Origin of the sequence: Dokdonella sp. (assembly GCF_049593775.1) — a bacterium.
Taxonomy (GTDB): domain Bacteria; phylum Pseudomonadota; class Gammaproteobacteria; order Xanthomonadales; family Rhodanobacteraceae; genus Dokdonella.
Window position 1 is genome coordinate 1 of record NZ_JBAWHJ010000276.1, and the last position, 5,206, is coordinate 5,206.

Sequence of the window (5,206 nt, forward strand, 5' to 3'; positions counted from 1 at the left end):
GAACAGTTCGACGCAGCAAAAATTTCTGCCGAGAGCGACCCAGGCACGGATTCCGAACGACCTGCAGCTGATGAGGATCGATCGCCTGCGATACAGCCCAAGCCTGAGCCTGTCAGCGACCCGAACAGGAAGGGAGACGACAAGCCGGTCAGGGAAGACGAAACCCGCGCGGCGAATTCTGAATTGGATTCCGCGCCAGCCCAGCCTCCGCCGGACCCTTCGCCTGTCGATCAATCGGCCCACTTGCCTAGGTAGGGCTTGCCATCCACTACGGCAACGTCGTCGTGGGTCGCGACCTCAGATGCGTGAATAGTTCCAGGACACCATGGCGCCGTCCCGGTACGGCATGACGCCGTGGAAAGGACGCGGGTCGGCATCGAATACCAGCGGGAGAAAGTGGCTGTCGCCTTCCCACAATGGGAGTTCGGGCAAGCGGTCCAGATCGATCCACTCAAGCTGCCCCTCTTCGTTGCTTTTCGGTGGCATGCCTGCGAATTGCTCGATCAGGAAAATGAAGCCGAGCCAGTCTTCACCATTCTTGCCAAAACCTGGCCAATTGATCGTGCCGCGCAAGCGTAGGTCGATGCATTCGATTTCAGCCTCTTCGCGAAGTTCTCGTCGCATGCAGGTGACGACATCCTCGCCTGGATCCATCTTGCCGCCGAGACCGTTGTATTTTCCGAAATGCTGGTCGTTGGCACGTGCGTTCCTGTGCACCAGCAGAACCTGGGATCGGTCTGCAGAAATCACGTAGCCGAGCGTTGCAACAATCGGGGTGTAGGGCATGATTCGTCGCGGCTAAAGACAGGGTGCATCATTTTCGCAGATCGGCAGCGATTTCTGTATTGGTAGAGAGGCGGCACTGCTAGGCCGGGTACATCAGACAACCAGCACTGTCGCGCGAAGCACGGCCGCAATCGGCCCGTTGCAGAGTATCTTGCGGAAAAGTCTTGAGCAGAGGGGATTCACTCCAGTCATGCCGTCTCGAGTGCAGAAGGATGATCAGACCCGATTGGCGACCATGAGTGGCGCCTTGGCGATCCTGCTCTGGTCGTCCCTGGCGCTGATGACCGTGTTTACGTCGAACCTTCCCCCATTCCAGGTGTTGGCTACAAGCTTTGCAGTTGGCGGGTTTGTCAGCTTGCTTGCGGGTGGCCGTTCTGCCGGACGGTATTTCGGTTTGCTTCAGCCCTTGCCGGGTTTTCTTCTTGCGGTCGCTGGCTTGTACGGATATCACGCGCTGTACTTCATTGCCTTTCGGCATGCTCCCGCGATCGAGGCCAATCTGATCAACTATCTATGGCCCTTGTTGATCGTGGTATTCGCCGCGTTCCTGCCCTTCGCTCGCCCGCGTCCTGCGCAATTTGCCGGTACCGCACTGGGGCTGGCTGGCGTCATCATCATGCTGGGGCGCGGCCAGGGCTTCATATTCGAAGGCGTGTACTGGTTCGGGTATCTGGCAGCACTTTGTGCCGCCGTGACCTGGTCGACCTACTCGGTGCTGAATCGTCGATTCCACGCCGTACCCAGTGCCGCGATTGCCGGGGCATGCCTGGCCGTAGCGGGGCTTGCGATCATCACGCATCTGATTTTCGAAACCACGATCATGCCGACTGGCGGGCAATGGCTGGTCTTGTTGCTGATGGGTATGGGCCCGGTCGGGATCGCCTTTCGACTCTGGGATCGTGGTACCAAGCACGGCGACATTGCGTTGCTCGGCACGCTCTCATACGCAGCGCCCTTGCTGTCGACCTTGCTCCTGCTGCTGAGTGGTGAAGTGCAAGCGCATTGGAGCCAGGCAGTGGCGATCTTGCTGCTGATGATCGGCGCGTGGATCAGCCTGCACAGTTCTTCATCGAAGCCCGCTGATCGCTAGATTCCCGGGCGTTTGCGCAGATCCGTACTCGTTGTTTCATGTGCTTGTCGTATCACCGTCATTCGACAGTAACGTCGCGCCGTTACGGTTCGGGACTTTGGCCTTGCGCATCGCGGCCTTGTCACTGAATGAAACCAAAAATGAAACAATATGTGAATCGTCCGCTTCGGCGCGGAACTCTTGTTGCTGCACTTTTGCTGGCTCTATCGCCGGCAGTTGCCCAGAGTGATCTTGCTCTCGTCGAGGAGGGAGCAGAGGATTCCGCTGCCCGACGCGACACGCTGGCCGAGGAGGAGCTCGAAGCCGGGACCGACGACCTTCTGCCCGCGGACGATCCGGGCACCGTCGAGCTGCGTGGTGTGGAGGTGCAGGGCAAGGTCGGGAACGATAACGAGGTGCTCTATCTCGATGAGAAGCGGGCATCCCCAGAGATCGTCGAAGCCCTGAGTTCGGAACAGATTGCACGCACCGGCGATTCCGATGTGGCGACGACGCTGAAGCGCGTACCGGGCTTGAGCGTGGTCAACGGCCGATACGTCTACGTACGCGGCCTGGGCGAACGATATTCAAGCGTGTTGTTGAACGGCGCGCAGATTCCAAGCCCGGATTTTACTCGCCGGGTGGTGCCTCTCGATCTGTTCCCGACCGAGTTGCTCGACGGCATTATCGTGCAGAAAACCTACTCGCCGAATCTGCCCGGCGAGTTTGGCGGCGGCGCCGTGATACTCAGGACGCGCGAGGCGCCGCAGAAGCCGTTCTTCCGCATCCAGGGGACAATTGGATATACCGCTGGCACAACGTTTCAGGACGGTCTGAGCTATGAAGGTGGTGACAGCGACTGGACAGGCTCCGACGACGGTACGCGTGCCCTGCCGGGCTCACTGGAAGCGGCCATTTCCGGAGGCAATTACCTGCGGCCTGCCTCGGCCAACAATCCGGGGGGCGCAACGCCCGAACAACTTCAGCAGTACGGCCAGGACCTGGCTGAGTCCGGATTCGGCATTGGTCCCGATCGCATCGGTCCTGATGGCGGGCTCTCGATTGGTCTGGGCAACAGCTTCCAGCTCAGCGACGATGTGCGCCTCGGGCTGATTGGTGCGTTCCGCTACAACCAGGATTGGGACTCGGTAGCTGAGGTCCGCAGCATCTACGCAAACAGCAACAGCGGACTGACCCAGGTCGGAAATCTGGAGATCGATCTCAGCGGGCGCGAAGTCGATTCCAGCGCCTTCATCGGCGCAAATCTGGATCTGGGCAGGTACCACCGGATTGGGTTGACCCTGCTCGACCTGCGTCAGACCCAGGACCTGACCCGGATCAGCGACGGCATCGTCGACAGCGTGGATTCGAGCTACTACGAGATGCGCTGGACCGAGAATGAACTGATCGCCGGACAATTGATCGGTACGCACATGTTTCCCGATGCCCACGATCTTGAGATCCACTGGCAGTACACCCACTCCGATGCAAGCCGCGACCAGCCCAATCGTCGCACTTACCGCTACGATCGCGCCGACGACGTGCTTGAGTACTCCCGTCGTTCGGACGCCAATGCATCCAGTTTCGGAGAACTGGACGACAGCCAGAACGACTATGCGATCAGTGGCGTACTTCCGTTCTACTTCGATAGCGGTTCGTCCTTGCTTCTCAGCGGCGGACTCGGGCGGACGACGCGAAATCGTGATTCGTCGATACGCACATTTTCCTACCTGCTCGCATCCGGATCGCCGTTGAACAGTGAGCCGGGCTTCTTCGCACAGCCGATCGACCAGATTCTCACGGCAGCCAATATCGGCCCCGAAGGGTTCGTTCTGCGCGAGGTCACCCGACCGACCGACAACTACTTTGCAGACCAGGCAATCGACAGCTATTTTCTGAATGCCGAGCTTGATCTGGGCATGTGGCGAGTCAGCGCCGGCGCACGCCACGAGTCGAATACGCAGTCGGTTACAACATTCGATGTCGGCAGTTCGAGTTTCGATCCGATCATTTCAAGTGACGATTCCGATATCTGGCTTCCGGCTCTTGCGGTCACCTGGGCCTACAGCGATGCGGCACAGCTCCGTTTTGCCTACAGCAAGACGCTGTCACGCCCCGATTTCCGCGAATTGTCGCCGGCTCCGTACACGGATCCAGATCTCGATATCGATACGATCGGCGACCCGGATCTGCTCTCGACGCGCATTCAGAATCTCGACTTGCGTTGGGAGTACTACTTCGGCGGAGCGGATACCTTTGCAATCGCCTTGTTCCAGAAGAAATTCGACAACCCGATCGAGAAGCTTCGCATTCCGGGGTCAACACCGCTGCTGCAACTCTCCAATGCGCTGAGTGCGGACAACTACGGTGTCGAAGTCGACCTGCAGAAGAATCTCGGTTTCGTGGGCGAGCGTTGGCTCGAGAGCCTCGACACGAGTCCATTCGACGTTGGCTTCAACTACACCAGGGTCAAGTCGTCGATCGAACTCGACACTGAAAGCGCGGGCTTCCAGACCAATCTGTCGCGGCCCATGCAGGGCCAGTCACCCTATGTTGTCAATCTGAACTTTGGTTACACATCCGAGCGCAATGAGGCGAATCTGCTCTGGAGCCGCTTTGGCAGCCGTATTTCCGAAGTCGGCGTTCAGGGGCAGCCTGATGTGTACGAAGAGTCCTACAACAGCCTCGACTTCATCTGGCGTCATTTCATAAATGACAATTGGCGCACGACCTTTCGGCTACGCAATCTACTCGATTCCGAGGTGCGTTTTACCCAGGGTGGTCTGGATACACGGCTCTATCAGAAGGGACGCGAAGTGCTGTTTTCGCTGGAATGGCGGCCGTTGAAATAACACTGAAACATGATTCGTGAAACCGTAGTGAAAGCATCATTTGACGGAAAGGATGCTGTCATCGATTCCTGTGCATCCTCTGAAATCAGTCGCTCGTGCTCGATCCGGCACGTGGCAACCACGCTTCCAATCAATGGAGATCGAGAATGAGATTCAGCAAAGTAGCAAAAGCAGCCGCATTGGCGACCTGTGTTGCCGGTGGTCTGTTCGCCACGACGGCAAACGCCGCAGTGACGATGTCCGACGCGTTTTCGGGCAACTGGAGTGATCTGGAACGTCAAGGCAAGGGTTGGGGCGTGGATGTTCTTACCCGACCCAATGGTGACAAGGTCATCTTTCTTTTCGGCTCGACATTCGATGCCGACGGCAATCCTTTCTGGATCACCGCCAACTGGGACATCAACGAGTTCGAGTTCGCCTGGAGCGGCAAGCCTGTTGGCAAGGTTGAGGGCGCTACCTTCTCCGGTTCCGAGCCCGTGACCGTCACTCCGATTGGCAC

At 58.3% G+C, this 5,206-nt stretch carries 4 protein-coding genes; 3 read left to right on the forward strand and 1 reads right to left on the reverse strand.

Annotation, left to right across the window (positions count from 1 at the left end; all coding sequences use genetic code 11):
- Nucleotides 1–297 precede the first annotated feature (297 nt).
- Nucleotides 298–786, reverse strand: a complete 489-nt coding sequence (locus WBP53_RS09800; protein WP_423928393.1) for an NUDIX hydrolase — start codon at nt 784–786, stop codon at nt 298–300.
- A 235-nt stretch (nt 787–1,021) separates the two neighbouring features.
- On the opposite strand from WBP53_RS09800, the gene WBP53_RS09805 reads away from it, so the two are divergent.
- The 3 genes from WBP53_RS09805 to WBP53_RS09815 all read left to right on the forward strand — a co-directional run.
- A complete protein-coding gene (locus WBP53_RS09805) occupies nt 1,022–1,876 on the forward strand; it encodes a DMT family transporter (RefSeq protein WP_423928395.1) in 855 nt (284 codons plus the stop codon).
- A gap of 152 nt (nt 1,877–2,028) precedes the next feature.
- Nucleotides 2,029–4,707, forward strand: a complete 2,679-nt coding sequence (locus WBP53_RS09810) for a TonB-dependent receptor domain-containing protein (protein ID WP_423928397.1) — start codon at nt 2,029–2,031, stop codon at nt 4,705–4,707.
- A gap of 146 nt (nt 4,708–4,853) precedes the next feature.
- Nucleotides 4,854–5,206: hypothetical protein (locus WBP53_RS09815; protein WP_423928399.1), on the forward strand; the 353-nt coding region annotated here is incomplete at its 3' end.

Bases quoted from the DNA above. Each gene is read 5' to 3' on its own strand.
- WBP53_RS09800 (WP_423928393.1), bottom strand. From the start codon at position 786: ATGCCCTACACCCCGATTGTTGCAACGCTCGGCTACGTGATTTCTGCA.
- WBP53_RS09805 (WP_423928395.1), top strand. From the start codon at position 1,022: ATGAGTGGCGCCTTGGCGATCCTGCTCTGGTCGTCCCTGGCGCTGATG.